This is a genomic window from Streptomyces sp. NPDC059499, from assembly GCF_042749285.1.
Classification (GTDB): domain Bacteria; phylum Actinomycetota; class Actinomycetes; order Streptomycetales; family Streptomycetaceae; genus Streptomyces.
This window is the reverse complement of sequence record NZ_JBHYTT010000001.1, coordinates 968,415-981,730: the sequence shown is the minus strand read 5'-3', so window position 1 is coordinate 981,730 and position 13,316 is coordinate 968,415. Positions and strand designations below refer to the sequence as shown.

Annotated in this window: 16 protein-coding genes; 8 read left to right on the top strand and 8 right to left on the bottom strand. The window is 70.5% G+C overall.

Going from position 1 to position 13,316, the window contains the following annotated elements:
* Positions 1-5 precede the first annotated feature (5 nt).
* On the top strand, positions 6-968 hold the full coding sequence (locus ACFW9O_RS04645; protein ID WP_384604935.1) for a hypothetical protein: 963 nt from the start codon (positions 6-8) through the stop codon (positions 966-968).
* Between the two features lie 186 nt (positions 969-1,154).
* Positions 1,155-1,796: a TetR/AcrR family transcriptional regulator gene (locus ACFW9O_RS04640; protein ID WP_384605264.1), complete on the top strand. Its 642-nt coding sequence runs from the start codon at positions 1,155-1,157 to the stop codon at positions 1,794-1,796.
* 69 nt (positions 1,797-1,865) lie between these two features.
* Here the strand turns inward: ACFW9O_RS04640 and ACFW9O_RS04635 are convergent, their stop codons facing one another.
* From ACFW9O_RS04635 to ACFW9O_RS04620, 4 genes are all read right to left on the bottom strand, one after another.
* Complete coding sequence (locus ACFW9O_RS04635; protein ID WP_384604932.1) at positions 1,866-2,444, bottom strand: hypothetical protein; 579 nt, start codon at positions 2,442-2,444, stop codon at positions 1,866-1,868.
* A 259-nt stretch (positions 2,445-2,703) separates the two neighbouring features.
* Positions 2,704-3,330: a hypothetical protein gene (locus ACFW9O_RS04630; RefSeq protein ID WP_384604930.1), complete on the bottom strand. Its 627-nt coding sequence runs from the start codon at positions 3,328-3,330 to the stop codon at positions 2,704-2,706.
* Positions 3,331-3,375: 45 nt separating this feature from the next.
* Entirely contained in the window at positions 3,376-4,329 is a 954-nt protein-coding gene (locus ACFW9O_RS04625) for an endonuclease/exonuclease/phosphatase family protein (protein WP_384604928.1), read from the bottom strand.
* Between the two features lie 97 nt (positions 4,330-4,426).
* Positions 4,427-5,185 (bottom strand): GDSL-type esterase/lipase family protein, encoded by a 759-nt coding sequence (locus tag ACFW9O_RS04620; RefSeq protein WP_384604925.1) that lies wholly within the window; start codon positions 5,183-5,185, stop codon positions 4,427-4,429.
* Here ACFW9O_RS04620 and ACFW9O_RS04615 point away from each other — a divergent pair.
* On the top strand, positions 5,184-6,179 hold the full coding sequence (locus tag ACFW9O_RS04615) for a WD40 repeat domain-containing protein (protein ID WP_384604924.1): 996 nt from the start codon (positions 5,184-5,186) through the stop codon (positions 6,177-6,179). The genes ACFW9O_RS04620 and ACFW9O_RS04615 overlap by 2 nt on opposite strands.
* A 21-nt stretch (positions 6,180-6,200) precedes the next feature.
* Here the strand turns inward: ACFW9O_RS04615 and ACFW9O_RS04610 are convergent, their stop codons facing one another.
* Positions 6,201-6,602, bottom strand: a complete 402-nt coding sequence (locus tag ACFW9O_RS04610; RefSeq protein WP_384604921.1) for a PPOX class F420-dependent oxidoreductase — start codon at positions 6,600-6,602, stop codon at positions 6,201-6,203.
* 31 nt (positions 6,603-6,633) lie between these two features.
* Positions 6,634-7,416: a TetR/AcrR family transcriptional regulator gene (locus tag ACFW9O_RS04605; RefSeq protein WP_351165393.1), complete on the bottom strand. Its 783-nt coding sequence runs from the start codon at positions 7,414-7,416 to the stop codon at positions 6,634-6,636.
* 93 nt (positions 7,417-7,509) lie between these two features.
* Here ACFW9O_RS04605 and ACFW9O_RS04600 point away from each other — a divergent pair, with 93 nt between their 5' ends.
* The 5 genes from ACFW9O_RS04600 (at position 7,510) to ACFW9O_RS04580 (ending at position 11,328) form a co-directional block, all read left to right on the top strand.
* Positions 7,510-8,544, top strand: a complete 1,035-nt coding sequence (locus ACFW9O_RS04600; protein WP_384604919.1) for an ATP-binding cassette domain-containing protein — start codon at positions 7,510-7,512, stop codon at positions 8,542-8,544.
* Positions 8,541-9,371: an ABC transporter permease gene (locus tag ACFW9O_RS04595; RefSeq protein ID WP_384604917.1), complete on the top strand. Its 831-nt coding sequence runs from the start codon at positions 8,541-8,543 to the stop codon at positions 9,369-9,371. Before ACFW9O_RS04600 ends, ACFW9O_RS04595 begins: the two co-directional genes overlap by 4 nt.
* Positions 9,372-9,406: 35 nt before the next feature.
* Positions 9,407-9,943 carry a GNAT family N-acetyltransferase gene (locus tag ACFW9O_RS04590; RefSeq protein WP_384604914.1) on the top strand — a complete coding sequence of 179 codons (537 nt, stop codon included), beginning with the start codon at positions 9,407-9,409 and terminating at the stop codon, positions 9,941-9,943.
* A gap of 65 nt (positions 9,944-10,008) precedes the next feature.
* Positions 10,009-10,632, top strand: coding sequence for a class I SAM-dependent methyltransferase (locus tag ACFW9O_RS04585; RefSeq protein ID WP_384604911.1), 624 nt, complete (start codon positions 10,009-10,011; stop codon positions 10,630-10,632).
* A gap of 33 nt (positions 10,633-10,665) precedes the next feature.
* The gene (locus ACFW9O_RS04580) at positions 10,666-11,328 is read left to right on the top strand and encodes a class I SAM-dependent DNA methyltransferase (protein ID WP_384604909.1); all 663 of its coding nucleotides are present in this window, start codon (positions 10,666-10,668) and stop codon (positions 11,326-11,328) included.
* Between the two features lie 23 nt (positions 11,329-11,351).
* On the opposite strand, the gene ACFW9O_RS04575 is transcribed toward ACFW9O_RS04580, so the two are convergent.
* Together ACFW9O_RS04575 and serC are read right to left on the bottom strand one after the other, a co-directional pair.
* Positions 11,352-11,966, bottom strand: coding sequence for a Uma2 family endonuclease (locus ACFW9O_RS04575; RefSeq protein WP_384604907.1), 615 nt, complete (start codon positions 11,964-11,966; stop codon positions 11,352-11,354).
* Between the two features lie 150 nt (positions 11,967-12,116).
* Positions 12,117-13,235 carry a phosphoserine transaminase gene (gene serC / locus ACFW9O_RS04570; RefSeq protein WP_384604904.1) on the bottom strand — a complete coding sequence of 373 codons (1,119 nt, stop codon included), beginning with the start codon at positions 13,233-13,235 and terminating at the stop codon, positions 12,117-12,119.
* Between the last annotated feature and the right edge of the window lie 81 nt (positions 13,236-13,316).

Sequence of the window (13,316 nt, the reverse complement as noted above, 5' to 3'; positions counted from 1 at the left end):
CTGAGATGATCCGGCATGCTATCGCGCCCTCTCGGCGCTTCACGAAGGCCGCGCACGACGTCGTACGCCATCCGCGTCTCACCAGCGACGCGAAGATCCTTCTCCTCTACGTGCAGGGTCTCCCCGACGACCAGACCGAGAAGCCGCTGAGCGAGCTCGCGCGGCAGCTCGGGATCACGGGCCGGGCGTACCAGAAATCCAAGGAACTGCTGGTCGTGCACGGCTTCCTGCACGAGAAGCGGGAGCAGGGCGTGCGCGGGCTCTGGTCCACGGCGCAGCTGCTGTCCAACGTTCCGCTCACCCCGGAGGAGGCGTCCGGGCTCCGCGCCGACGGTGATCCCGACGACGAGCCTCCGGCTGTACGGCCTCCGATGGTCGGTGCGCCAGCGAATCGGATGGTCGGTCGTCAACTACCGGTAGACGAAGAACAGGAGAAGAACTATCCCCACCCACCCACCGAAGCGGAGCCGGTGCCGAAACCGGAGCCGGAGTCACCGGAAGCGGCGGAGGGGGAGAGCGTGCTGCTCTCGCTGCGGCACGTACGCCGGGAGCTGTATCTCGGTGTCAGGGAGGCCAGGGCTCTCGCCGGCCTGGCTGCCCAGTGGCTGCTGCGCGGGATCACTGCCGCGCAGCTGAGGCAGGTGCTGACCAGTGAACTGCCGGAGGGCGGAGTGCGGTCGGCGGTCGGTTTCCTGCGGTACCGGCTCGTGCACAAGATGCCGGAGGAGCGTCCCCAGGCCGAAGTGCGGCCGGCGGGTCCGCCGGTCGCCGCTCCGGTCGCCTGTGCCGGGCCCGGTGATGAGCACGTCTTCAGGTCGGTGGAGGGCGAGACGCACTGCGGCGAGTGCCGACGGGAACAGGCGCGGAAGGAGTGGGCGGCACGGAGGGTGTGGGCGGAATCGATCCCGGACCCCCAGCCCTGGCGTGAACGCTTCGCGGCTGTGACCCCGCATCCGAACCGAACGTAGGATCAACAGCCCTGTCCTTAAGCTGATTTAGTCGGCAATGGCGCGGCGAAGGGCTCACCCGGCCGGTGGGGTGAGAAGAATGGCGGTGGCGCCATGGAGAGGTGAAGAAGCCCTTTCCCGCGCTCGCGACCCCGCTCAGCCGCCGCCGCTACAGCCGGAGAAGTGGCAGACGAAGGAGGACCCGTGATGGATGTCTCGGTGGATCAGCTGACCGGCACGGTCGACAGAGTGCGTACGCGGGCCCGTGGGCATCTCCTCGACGCGGGGCGGGAGCTCTTCGGCGTCTACGGCTACGCGGAGACGTCGGAGCAGGCGCTGTGCGAGGTCGCGGGGGTGCCGGAGGAGGTGCTCTGGGAGGAGTACGGCTCCCGGGAGGGCGTGTTGATCGCCCTGCACAACCAGGTGACGACCAACGGTCTGCGGGCGGCGGAGCGCGCCCTGCTCTCGGAGGGCATGGAGGACTGTCCGGTGGCGCAACGGTTCCGGATCCTCTTCGACGCGTACGTGACCGCGGTGACCCGGGACCTGCGTGAGGCGCGGGTGACGTTCGTCGAGGTGCTCGGGGTGAGCACGGCGGTGGACGAGCACTGCAAGCGGTGGCGGGACCTGTGGGCCGACTTCCTCACCGGCGAGGCCGAGCGGGCGGCGGTGCGCGGCGAGGCGGAGGAGCGGGACCACCGGGTCGTGGTGATGGTGATGGTCGCCACGGTCCACGAACTGATGGCCCACCACAGCCGCCGCCCCCGCAGGGCCCGGCCGGAAGAGGTGTCGGCGGAGCTGACCGAGCTGGGGCTGGAGATGCTGGGGATCCAGGGGGCGGGCGGGTAAACAGCGCCTCGGGCCGGTAGGGGCCTCCCGCCGAGTGATCCCGAGCGGATCCCGCAGAGCCCGACGTCCTCATCCGGCTGTACGCGGTGTCGTGGGGGATGCCGGCCTGGGGGCGCGTGCTACGGGAGCCAGCCCGGCCATGAGGAGCAGCGCGCCGATCGGCATCAGGTCGAGGTTGGCCGCGAACATGACGAAGCCCGCGAGTACCAGCAGTGGACTCCAAGCGGGCAGCAGACGGGGTTTGGCGGCCACCAGCATGATCAGCAGGGTCAGCCAGCCCAGTTGGAAGGCAAGGGGGCCGATCATCTCCAGTGGTTCGGGCAACGGTGCCGCGTTGTCCAGGTCTGCGAACAGGTCACCGAGGATCACCCAGAGGAAGCAGGCGACGCCGAACAGGCTGACGGCCGCGGCAGTGTTCGATACGAGACGTGTGCGCACGGTGGCGGCGGGGACGAGTTGACGCAGTCTGATGGTGACCACGCCGAAGAGTGCGAAGCCGATGAAGAACAGCGTGTGTCCGAGGTTCCAGGCAAGCCCGGGTCCGTGATCCCCGTCCAGTCCGTCGACGAGTCGTAAGAGGCCGTACAGCACCAGCAGGAGCGGGGCGATGACGGCGGGGCTGCGACTGCCCGTGAGTTTGGAGGTCATACCGGCAGACTCACATGCCGCTGTCCTCCGGCCTATCGGGGCTGCCCCCCAACGAACCCGGGGTTGTGTCCCGTAGGGGCCGAACCGGTCCTGCGGGATACGGCTGTCGATGCCTGGCTCCCGTAGCTCCGAGAGCTTCCCGCAAACCCGAGATGACGGGCGCCCGGCCGGTGGGGTGTCGGCGGAGCTGACCGAGCTGGGGCTGGCGATGCTGGGGATTCAGGGGGCGGGCGGGTAGCCCACGTCTACCGCCGGACGGTCATGTGGATACCTGCCGGCCGGGCTGGGCGTGCGTCAGGAGGAATTCGGTCGCCCGCGCAATGGCTTCCGCGGAGGTGGTGTGGACGGCCTCGGACTCCTCGTCCTGCTGGTCCGCGGCGGTGGCGGTGTACCACCAGGCGTCGACGTTCGGGTCGTGGTGAATGACGGCGGAGCCACCCGCGTAGCGGAGCGGGATGGACTCGCCCGCTGACCTCTTGACGACTGCGTGAGGCCACTTGAGGCGGGCGGACTGGCGCTTGATGCCTCCCCAGGCCGTGCCCAGTTGGGTGTAGCTGGCCCCGTTGCGGCCCGCGACGGTGGCTGCGCTCTCAGCCAGTCGGTCGACGGAGCGCTTGGTTTCGTACAGGGCCCGCAGCAGCGCCAGTTGCACGTCGGGTGCGGCCATGAGGGCGCTGTCGAAGGGCTTGTCGGCGGTGCGGTAGGCCAGTGCGCGCGTCGAGATCCGTTCGGCCAGCGCGCGGGACGCGTCGAGCACCTTGTCGTCCATGGCGAACGTGTCGTCGTCGGTGGGCTCGCTCCAGGCGGGCTCCACGAGGGTCGTGATGGTGGACCAGAAATTCTCGTCGTCCCTCTCGGGGACGGGGATCGCCACTGCGTCATCCATGTGACAGTTATACCTGTCGAGCCAATGTGCTGACAAGTAAAACTGTCAGAGCCTGATGCGTGCGGCGATGGGCAGGTGGTCGCTTCCCGTAGCGGGCAGTGACCACAGCTCGGTGACCTCGGCGGACCGGGTCAGGATCTGGTCGATCCTGGCCAGCGGCAGCTTCGCGGGCCAGCTGAACGCGAAGTCCGTGTCCGGCCGGCCCATCCGCGAGGTGACCGGCTCCAGACCCCGGTCGTCCAGCGTGCTGTTGAGGTCTCCGAGGAGGATCACCCGGTCCAGCGGCTCGGCGGCGACGGCCCTGCCGAGGAGGACGGCACTCTCGTCCCGCCATCCGGAACTGAAGCCGCTCAGGCCCAGTCGGACCGACGGCAGGTGCGCGACGTACACGGCGGCCCTGCCCCGAGGCGTCGTGGCCGTCGCCCGCAGCCCCCGGTCCCAGCCGTCGCCGACGGCCTTCGGCTTGATGTCCACGCGGCGCACGTCGGACAGGGGGTACTTCGACCAGAGCCCGATGGTGCCCCGGACCGCGTGGTGCGGGTAGTCCGCATCCAGGACCGCGTGGAAGGCCGGAAGCGCGGACGGCGTCAGCTCCTCCAGGGCGATGAGGTCGGGCCGGGCCCCGAGCAGCGCGCGTGCGGTGCCGGAAGGGTCCTGGTTCACGTCGCTGACGTTGTGCTGGAGCGCCGTGATCCCGTCGCCCCCGCGGTCGTGACCGGAGAACAGCAGCCCGCCGAAGAGCGCGCCCCACGCGACGGCCGGCAGCAGCAGTGCGGTCAGGGCGACGTACGAACGCCGCAGCAGGGCCAAGGCGAGCAGGACGGGGACGGCCAGGCCCAGCCAGGGCAGGAACGTCTCGAGGAGGCTGCCCACGTGGCCGGGCAGTTGGGGGACCACGGAGTGGAAGGCCAGGAGGAGAGCGACCAGGACGGCGAGCGGCCCGAGGGCCCGTCCCCGCTTCCACCCCCATGGAGCCCTGCTGCTCTCCGGCTTCGCCATTGCCCCGCCCGGTTCCGTCGGTAACCTCACGCCCTGGCCGCACGGCACGGCGTCGCACGGTACGACGTCATGATCACCGGTCGCGGTTCCGGAGGTCTCACGCCGAGGCCAGGGCTCCCGCGTACGGTCCGCCCACGCCCCAGGCCTGGTGCATCGCGTCCGCGAAGGCTCCGGCCAGTCTGTGCTCGCCGGTGGGGCCGGGATGGGTGCCGTCGTACGTGTCCGTGTGGATGTCGTAGCCCGCCGGGTGCGAAACCAGCAGGATCGGGGACGACGGGTTGTCCAGGTCGGCGACGGCCTTCCCGAGGAGCAGGTTGAAGCGGTCGCACTCGGCGGCGAAGGGGGCGTCCGACTCGGCCCGTATGTTCGGTATCACGGGGAGCAGGACCATCTTGACGCTCGGGTTCGCCGTGCGGGCCGCGGCGATGAACTCCCGTACGTTCAGGGCCGTCTGTTCGCTGTCCGTGTAGAAGCCGAGGTCTATCAGGCCCAGGGAGACGAGCAGGACGTCGGCGCGGGTCGCCGTGACCGTGTCGCCGATGACCGGGGCCATGTGGAGCCAGCCCTCGCCCCAGCCGGCCAGGTGCCGCCGGGCGTGGGCGGGAAAGGCCGGATCGCCGTACGTGGAGGAGTCGGCGGCGTTCGTCCCGAGGTCGTACAGCTCGGTGCGCGGGCCGGTGATCGCGTAGCCGCCGTCGCCGAGGGTCGCTTCGAGGTGCTGCCACATGCGGTAGCGCCAGGTGAAGTCGCCGGCACTGCCGATGGTCATCGAGTCACCGACGAAGAGAAAACGCATGGCGACATCATGGCGGATCACCGCTCCCGCCTGCGACGTGACAGTGGACACTTGTGCCATGAGATCGCTGCTGACTGTTTCCGCCGCCGCCCTCCTGTTCCTCACGGGTGCGGTGCCCGCCGTGGCGGACGACGGGGACGAGGCCGATCGGACCTTCACGATCGAGGACTCCCGGATCACCGAGTCCAGCGGCCTCGCCGCCAGCCGCGCCCATCCGGGCATCTACTGGACGCACAACGACAGCGAGGACGGGCCGTACGTCTACGCCGTCGACTCCCGGACCGGGAAGACCGTCGCGAGGATCACCATGCAGGGGGTGGGGGCGCCCCGCGACGTGGAGGCGATCTCGCTCGGGCCGGACGGGAACCTGTACGTCGGTGACATCGGCGACAACCTCGACGGGTCCTGGGACCACGTCTGGATCTACCGCTTCCCCGAGCCGAAGCGGCTCGCGGACGCCACCGTGCGGGCCACCCAGTTCGACGTGAAGTACGCCGACGGGGCCCGCAACGCCGAGGCGCTGATGGTCCACCCGAAGACGGGCAGGGTCTACATCGCGTCGAAGAACGAAGACGGCGGCGGGCTCTACGAAGGGCCCGCGAAGCTGTCGACCGGCGGGGCCAACGTGTTCCGGCGGGTCGGCGAGGTGCCGTGGGTGACGGACGGGGCGTTCTCGCCGGACGGGCGGGAGCTGGTCCTGCGCTCGTACTTCAGCACCAGGGCGTACGCCTTCGAGGGAGGCAGGCTCGGCGAGGACCACGCGGTGAGCGTGCCGCTCCAGGGACAGTCCGAGTCGGTGACGTACACGGCGGACGGCTCGGCGATGATGTTCGGCTCCGAAGGCGAGCAGAGCGAAGTGGTGCGGGTCGACGTCGAGGGCGGCGGGAGCGGCGGGGGTGGGAGCAAGGCGCCCTCCCGGGACGGTGGGGCGTCCTCCTCCGGTGCGGGAGGCGGCGGGACCGACGGGACCGGGAAGGGCACCGTGACCGGGGGAGCCGTGGTGCTCGCGGTCATCGCGCTGGCCGTGTTCGGCTTCAGGCGGCGGCGCGGATAGAGCGGGCGCGCGACGGGCCGTTCAGTACTCCGGCAGGAGCGGGCGGAGCTCGTAGTGCAGTGTCCGGTCCCTCTTCAGCCGGTGGGCGAGGGGGACGAACACACCGTGCAGCGCCGGGTACTTGCGGGAGAGAGTACGGGCGGCGTGGGTGTTCTCCTTCGACCCCTGGGCGAGGAGGCGGGCCGAGGCACTGATCGGCGGTCCCGTCGGCGCTCCCCGCACGGTGCACGGGGAGATCTCCACCACGGGGTGGTTGCGCATCCGGTCGACCTTCCACGCCGAGGAGAACGTACGGATGTAGGCGTGGTCGCCCTCGACGGCGATGCTGACGGGTGTACGGGCGAGCGATCCATCCGGCCGGCGGCTGCTCAGCAGGACGGTGTACTGCTTCACGAAGGGCTCCAGCTCGTGAATCGTGTCCATATGTCCCATGGTCCACGGATCGGGCGCCGTGTCATCCGCGTGCGCGCTGCTCCACGAGGACTTCGAAGCCGTCGATGAGACGGCCGAGACCGAACGCGAAGTGATCGAAGTCGGCCCCGAACGCGTCCTCGGACAGGGCGGCCATGTACGGGTACTCGCCGCTGAGCATCGCCCGTTCCAGGTAGGGGCGCTGGCCCTCCCAGAAGGCGGCGTCGCTGAGGCCCGTCTGCCGGGCGGCCTCCGTCGCGTGGCTCTCCGTCCGGGCGAGGCCCTCGACGAAGCTGTTGACCGTGATGATCACGCCGATCAGCTCGGGGTCGCGCAGACCCATGCCCCTGAGTCCGGTCAGGGCGAGCTCCAGGCCGCGCAGCGCGCTGGGGCCGAGGACCGTGCGGGCCTGGTTGATCTTGAGGAGCCAGGGGTGGGTGCGGAGGTTGGCCCGGTAGGTGTGGGCCATCGACTCGACGGCCACCCGCCAGTCCGAAGGCACCTGTGAGGCGTCCGCCGAGAGCGGTTCGCCCAGGACCCGGTCGAGCATGAGGTCGAGCAGTTCGGCCTTGCCGGGGACGTACCGGTAGAGCGACATCGTGCCGGTGCCGAGCTCCGTGGAGAGCCGGCGCATCGAGAGGGCCGCGAGGCCTTCCGCGTCGGCGACCTCGACGGCGGTGGCGACGATCCGGTCGAGCGTGAGACCCGGCTTGGGGCCGCGGCTGGGGCGTTCGGCGGTGCCCCACAGGAGCTCGAGGCTGCGTCCGATGTCGCCGCTTCCGGTGGTCGTGCCGTCTGCCGCCGCCGTCGGTCCGCTCTTCGTCATGGGCTCAGGGTAATCCCCTGGACAGAAACTGGGTACGGTGTACTCTCATCTGGGTACGCCGTACTCAGTTCTGTGCGATGAGGGGAGTGAGCCATGTCCGCGTCCGGATACGCCGTGCTGGCCGAAGGGGTCGTGAAGCGCTACGGGGCGAAGAAGGGGGTGGCGGAGAAGCGGGCGCTCGACGGATTCGACCTGGCCGTGCGCCCCGGCACCGTCCACGGCCTGCTCGGACCGAACGGGGCCGGCAAGACCACCGCCGTCAGGGTGCTCGCCACCCTCCTGCGGTTCGACGGGGGCCGGGCCGAGGTCGCGGGCCTGGACGTGGCGCGCGAGCCCCGGCTCGTACGGAGCAGGATCGGGCTCACCGGGCAGTACGCCGCCGTTGACGAGGTGCTCACGGGCCGGCAGAACCTGGAGATGTTCGGCCGCCTCTTCCACCTGGGCGGGACCGGGGCGCGGCAGCGGGCCGGTGAACTGCTCGAGCGGTTCGACCTCGTGGACGCAGCCGACCAGGGAGTCAAGGCGTACAGCGGAGGCATGCGGCGGCGGCTCGATCTGGCCGCCTCGATGATCCTCGCCCCCACGGTGCTGTTCCTGGACGAGCCGACGACCGGCCTCGACCCGCGCAGCCGGGGCGAGGTGTGGGACGCGGTACGGGCGATGGTGGCCGGCGGTACGACGGTCCTGCTGACCACGCAGTACCTGGACGAGGCCGACAAGCTCGCCTCGCACATCACCGTCATCGACCGGGGCCGGTCCATCGCCGACGACAGCCCGGACGGGCTGAAGAACCGGGTCGGCGGCGACCGGATCGAAGTCGTCGCCGCCGAGGCGGCCGACATCCCGGCGGTGGTGAAGGCCGTGGACCGGGTGGCAGGCGGCGGGCTGGTCGTGACCGACGAGGCGGACCGCCGGGTGCACGCCCAGGTCGTGGACCGGGTGGCCGCCCTGACCGAAGTGGCGCGTGCCCTCCAGGACGAGGGCATCGCGGTCGAGGACATCGGGCTGCGCAGACCCAGCCTGGACGACGTGTTCCTGCGCCTGACGGGACACGGGGCGGAAGCGGACACCGGGGCGGGCAACGGCAACGCCCATGGCAACGGCACGAAGATGGAGGTCGCGGCATGACCGCACTCGAACTGCCCGCCCGCACCGGCCCCGAGCGGAGCCGGGCCCTCTGGGCGATCGTCGACACCTGGAACGTCGTCAGGCGCAGCCTCACCCACTACCAGCGCCAGCCCGTCGCCATCATCTGGCAACTCGGCTTCCCCATCGTGTCCGTCCTGCTGTACGGGTACGTCTTCGGCAGCGCGATGAAGGTGCCCGGCGGCGGCGACTACCGGGAGTTCCTGATGCCCGGCATGTTCGCCACGACCATGACCATGGGCTTCATGAACACCGCGATGGCGGTCGTGACCGACTCCGGCAAGGGCGTCATCGACCGCTTCCGATCGATGCCGATGTCCCCGTCCGCCGTCTCCGCCGGCCGCGGGGTCGCCGACCTCGTGGTGGCCTGCGCCGAACTGACGATCCTCGCCCTCACCGCACTGGCCATCGGCTGGCGCGCGGGCGGCAGCCCACTGGAGGCCGTGGGCGCGTTCGGACTGCTCCTGCTGCTGCGCTTCAGCCTGATCTGGGTGGGCGTCTGGCTGGGCCTGCTCGTCCCGAACGCGGAGTCGGCGGGCGGCCTGTACGCCATCGCCTTCCCCGTCACGATGATCTCCAGCGCCCTGGTCGCCCCCTCGCTGATGCCCGGCTGGCTGGGCACGGTCGCCGCATGGAACCCGGTGTCCTCGACGGTGACCGCGTCCCGGGAACTGTTCGGCAACCCGGTGGCGAGCGGGGGCACATGGGTGGAGGAGCACGCGCTCCTGATGGCGATGGTATGGCCCCTCGTGATCACGCTGGTGTTCCTGCCGCTGGCCGTACGCAGGTTCCAGCGGCTCAGCCGCTGACCGGCCGGCACGGGGCCCGCGTAGGGTCGGGCCCCATGCCGGACCACGGGCCCGAGGCCTTCTCCACCAGCCGACTCGACGCGCTGCCGCTCGATGTCGCGCACGCGGACGAGATGACCGCCGTCCTCGCCGACCCCGCCCTGTACACGTACACGGGAGGCGCCCCGGAGGACACGGACACCCTGCGGGCCCGCTACGCCCGCCAGAGCGCCGGCTCCCCGGACCCCGCCGAGCTGTGGTGGAACTGGGTGCTCCGGGTGCGTGCCGACGGCTGCCTGGCCGGCTACGTACAGGCGACCGTGCGCGGTGCGCGGGCCGAGATCGCCTGGGTGGTCGGGGGCGCGTGGCAGGGCCGGGGGTACGCGAAGGAGGCGGCGGCCGGGCTCGTCGAGCACCTGCGGGACGAGGGCGTCCGAACCGTTCTCGCGCACATCCACCCCGGCCACACGGCATCGGCCGCCGTGGCCGCCGCGGCGGGGCTCGCCCCGACGGACGTGTGGGAGGACGGCGAGGTGCGCTGGCACAGGGACCTCGCCGGCGGCGCCTCCCGGCAGGCCGAACAGCCGGGGTGAGCGCTCCGGGTCGGTGCGCCCCGCCTGCTCCGGTGCCATCCTGGAGAGGAGGTACGGAGGTCACGATGGGCTTCTACACGGACCAGGTCGTGCCGAGGATCGTGAACGTCGTCTGCGGGGCGAGGACGGCCGCACCGCTGAGGCAACGAGTCTGCGAGGGCCTGAGCGGCACCGTCGTCGAGATCGGCTTCGGCTCGGGCCACAACGTCCCCTTCTACCCGGAGGCCGTCGCCGGTGTGGCCGCGGTCGAGCCCTCCTCGGTCGCCTGGGGACTCGCCGGCAAACGCGTCAGGGCGTCAGGCGTCCCGGTGCGGCGTGCCGGGCTGGACGGACAGGCGTTGCCGTTCGAGGACGACAGTTTCGATGCCGCCCTGTCCACCTGGACGCTGTGCACCATCCCCGACGCCGCTGCCGCCCTGCGTGAGGTGCGGCGTGTCCTCGGACCTGGCGGGGCACTGCACTTCGTCGAGCACGGGCTGGCCCCGGAGGCGGACGACGACGTCCGCCGCTGGCAGCGACGCCTCGATCCGCTGGAGCAACGGCTCTTCGGCGGGTGCCACCTCACCCGGCCGATCGTCGACATGCTGACGACCGCCGGATTCGCGGTGCTGGAACTCGACGTCTTCTACGAGAAGGGCGCCCCGAAGGTGATGGGCGCCGATTCCCTGGGCGTCGCACTGTCCCCCTGACGCCGGTCACCCCGCGGAGTAGGGTGTCCGGCCATGACCGAACCCGCCTTCCTGCAGACCACCCGCGCGTCGTACGACGTCATGGCCGACGACTACGCCGCGCAGTTCCAGGACGAACTCGCCGCCAAGCCCGTCGACCGCGCCGTCCTGGCGGGCTTCGCCGAACTCGTCCAGGCCAGGAGCCGCGGCCCCGTGGCCGACGTGGGCTGCGGAACCGGACGGGTGACCCAGCATCTGCACACCCTGGGCGTCGACGCGTTCGGCATCGACCTGTCCCCGGGGATGCTGGCGGTGGCGCGGCGGAAGTATCCCGGGCTGCGGTTCGAGGAAGGATCGATGCTCGGCCTCGACCTGCCGGACGGCGGGCTGGGCGGGCTGCTTGCCTGGTACTCCACGATCCACGTACCCGACGAGCAACTGCCGCAGGTGTTCGGCGAGTTCCACCGGGTCCTCGCGCCGGGCGGTCACCTTTTGCTGGGGTTCCAGGCCGGTGTGGAAGTGGTGCGCCGCACGGATGCGTGGGGGCGCGACATCGAACTCGACTTCATCCGCCGCCAACCGGAGCGGATGGCCGGGCTGTTGGTCGCGGCGGGCCTGACGATGAGGGCCCGGACGGTGCGGGAGATCGACGAGGAGAGCGCCTTCCCCGAGCCGACCCCGCAGGCGTTCCTGCTGGCCCGCAAGCCCACCTCGTGACAGGAACCAGGAACCTGTAGGTGTTACGCGCGGGGCCGCCCGGCCGCCACCAGCTCCGCCACGTCGAGCGTCACCTTGGCGCCGATGGAGTCGGGGAGCTCGGCCGCCCGGCCCGGTGCGTACACCTCGTGGCTGTTGTACTCGCCACCGGCCGGCTCCGTCAGGACGTGCACCCGGCTGTGCTTGCGGTCGACGATCACATAGACCGGGATATCGGCCTCGGCGTACGCGGCGACCTTGTTGCGCAGGTCGTTCTTGTAGTTACCGGAGGTCACCTCCAGCACGAGGCGGAAGACGGCCGGGTCGTAGCAGTTGTTCTCGACCAGGTGCTCGTCGAGATCGGCATCGACGATGGCCAGGTCGGGAATGGCGTAGTCCTCGGGCCCGCCGGGCAGCCACAGACCGATTCCCTGAAGGACCTCGGTCTCCTCGTCGTGGAGGCCTGCAGCCAGGAAGGGGATCATGAGCTGGGTCAGAGCGCGGGCGTGCGGGCCGTCCGGGGGTGGGGCCACGGTGATGACGCCTCCGATGATCTCGACGCGGTAGCCCGGGGGGAGCTGCTCCGAGAGTCGGTTGGCACTCTCGAGCAGCGACTCCGGCTCACCGTCACAGGGGTGCTCGACTGCTGCTGCAGACATTGCGGGCCTCCTGGAATGGCTGGTGTCGAGACCATCATCGTAGGGCGGGTCACCCCACTTCGTCCTGTAAGCGGTGCGCCACCCGGTCGAGTGAAGCAGAAACGGCCCTGCACCCGTGAGGGGTGCAGGGCCGTTCCGTACGCGTAACCGCTACAGCTTGTCGATCACGTAGTCGATGCAGGCCGTCAGCGCCTGGACGTCCGCCGGGTCGATCGCCGGGAACATCGCCACGCGCAGCTGGTTGCGGCCCAGCTTGCGGTACGGCTCCGTGTCGACGATCCCGTTGGCGCGCAGCACCTTGGCGACCGCGGACGCGTCGATCTCGTCCGCGAAGTCGATCGTGCCGATGACCTGCGAGCGCTTCGCGGGGTCGGTGACGAACGGGGTCGCGTACTTGGACTCCTCGGCCCAGCCGTACAGGTTCCGGGAGGAGGCGGCCGTGCGGCCGGTGGTGAAGTCCAGTCCGCCCTGGGTGTTCATCCACTTCAGCTGCTCGTTCAGCAGGAAGAGGGTGGCGAGCGCCGGGGTGTTGTACGTCTGGTTCTTCAGGGAGTTGTCGATCGCCGTGGGCAGCGAGAAGAACTCCGGGATGTGCCGGCCGGAGGCGTGGATCCGGGCGGCGCGCTCCAGGGCGGCCGGGGAGAACACACCGATCCACAGGCCGCCGTCGGAGGCGAAGGACTTCTGCGGGGCGAAGTAGTAGACGTCCGTCTCGGTGATGTCGACCGGCAGGCCGCCCGCACCGGAGGTGGCGTCCACCAGGACGAGTGAACCCTCGTCGGCACCCGCGACCCGCTTGACCGGGGCCGCGACACCGGTGGAGGTCTCGTTGTGGGTGAAGGCGTAGACGTCGACGCCCGCCTCGGCCTTCGGGTCCGGGTGGGTGCCCGGGTCGGAGGCGATGACGGTGGGGTCGGCCAGCCACGGGGCGAGCTTGGCCGCCTTCGCGAACTTCGACGAGAACTCGCCGAAGTTCAGGTGCTGGGACTTGTTCTCGATGAGCCCGTGCGTCGCCACGTCCCAGAAGGCGGTGGAGCCGCCGTTGCCCAGGATGACCTCGTAGCCCTCGGGGAGGGAGAAGAGGCTGCGTACGCCGTCACGTACCTCGCCGACCAGGTTCTTGACCGGGGCCTGGCGATGGGACGTACCGAGCAGAGAGGTGCCGGTGGCGGCCAGCGCGTCGACCGCCTCCGTCCGCACCTTGGAGGGTCCGGCGCCGAAACGTCCGTCGGCGGGCTTGATGTCAGCGGGAATCTGGATGTCGGCCACGGTCCGGAGCGTAGTCCCTCGGGGACACGGCCAGGGACCGTGTCCGTCGGATGAGACGCACGCTCCGGCCCGTGGACGGCC

Excerpts from the sequence above, each read along its gene's own strand:
- ACFW9O_RS04645 (WP_384604935.1), top strand. The coding sequence starts at position 6 with ATGATCCGGCATGCTATCGCGCCCTCTCGGCGCTTCACGAAGGCCGCG.
- ACFW9O_RS04640 (WP_384605264.1), top strand. The coding sequence starts at position 1,155 with ATGGATGTCTCGGTGGATCAGCTGACCGGCACGGTCGACAGAGTGCGT.
- ACFW9O_RS04635 (WP_384604932.1), bottom strand. The coding sequence starts at position 2,444 with ATGACCTCCAAACTCACGGGCAGTCGCAGCCCCGCCGTCATCGCCCCG.
- ACFW9O_RS04630 (WP_384604930.1), bottom strand. The coding sequence starts at position 3,330 with ATGGATGACGCAGTGGCGATCCCCGTCCCCGAGAGGGACGACGAGAAT.
- ACFW9O_RS04625 (WP_384604928.1), bottom strand. The coding sequence starts at position 4,329 with ATGGCGAAGCCGGAGAGCAGCAGGGCTCCATGGGGGTGGAAGCGGGGA.
- ACFW9O_RS04615 (WP_384604924.1), top strand. The coding sequence starts at position 5,184 with ATGAGATCGCTGCTGACTGTTTCCGCCGCCGCCCTCCTGTTCCTCACG.
- ACFW9O_RS04620 (WP_384604925.1), bottom strand. The coding sequence starts at position 5,185 with ATGGCACAAGTGTCCACTGTCACGTCGCAGGCGGGAGCGGTGATCCGC.
- ACFW9O_RS04610 (WP_384604921.1), bottom strand. The coding sequence starts at position 6,602 with ATGGACACGATTCACGAGCTGGAGCCCTTCGTGAAGCAGTACACCGTC.
- ACFW9O_RS04605 (WP_351165393.1), bottom strand. The coding sequence starts at position 7,416 with ATGACGAAGAGCGGACCGACGGCGGCGGCAGACGGCACGACCACCGGA.
- ACFW9O_RS04600 (WP_384604919.1), top strand. The coding sequence starts at position 7,510 with ATGTCCGCGTCCGGATACGCCGTGCTGGCCGAAGGGGTCGTGAAGCGC.
- ACFW9O_RS04595 (WP_384604917.1), top strand. The coding sequence starts at position 8,541 with ATGACCGCACTCGAACTGCCCGCCCGCACCGGCCCCGAGCGGAGCCGG.
- ACFW9O_RS04590 (WP_384604914.1), top strand. The coding sequence starts at position 9,407 with ATGCCGGACCACGGGCCCGAGGCCTTCTCCACCAGCCGACTCGACGCG.
- ACFW9O_RS04585 (WP_384604911.1), top strand. The coding sequence starts at position 10,009 with ATGGGCTTCTACACGGACCAGGTCGTGCCGAGGATCGTGAACGTCGTC.
- ACFW9O_RS04580 (WP_384604909.1), top strand. The coding sequence starts at position 10,666 with ATGACCGAACCCGCCTTCCTGCAGACCACCCGCGCGTCGTACGACGTC.
- ACFW9O_RS04575 (WP_384604907.1), bottom strand. The coding sequence starts at position 11,966 with ATGTCTGCAGCAGCAGTCGAGCACCCCTGTGACGGTGAGCCGGAGTCG.